Annotated in this window: 1 pseudogene; it reads right to left on the bottom strand. The window is 68.7% G+C overall.

The window, feature by feature from the left end:
- Window positions 1-342: pseudogene (locus ACU18_RS20050) on the bottom strand (hypothetical protein); the annotation flags it as partial.
- Between the last annotated feature and the right edge of the window lie 3 nt (window positions 343-345).

Below are 345 nucleotides of genomic sequence, written 5' to 3'. Positions count from 1 at the left end.
GACGTGGCGTTCCTCAATCGATTCGGGGTGGTGGCGTTCGCGCCAGGAACGCACCTTCGCCCGTAACCGTCCCGGGACCAGCCCCGCCGCCACACACCGCCCGGCCAGGACACTGCCAGCGGCCGGATCGGGAGAAGGTGTAAGGAGCGGGTCTGCCGGGTCAGCGCCTGCAGGATCAGCCACATCGATCGGGTCCGGGAGTGCAGGATCAGGGAGTGCAGGATCAGGGAGGGTGGGGTCCGGGAGTGTGGGGGTGAGGAAGTGGGTTTCGAGGGCGGTGGTCCCGGCGTGGGGCAGGCCGGTGCATTCGTCGGTGAGGACCCGGGCGTGCTGGTAGGTGATTTC

Source organism: Arthrobacter sp. ZBG10 (genome assembly GCF_001238605.1).
In the GTDB taxonomy this organism is placed as follows: domain Bacteria; phylum Actinomycetota; class Actinomycetes; order Actinomycetales; family Micrococcaceae; genus Arthrobacter.
Note: the sequence above shows the minus strand (reverse complement) of the source record. Positions and strands in the feature narration are given on the sequence as shown.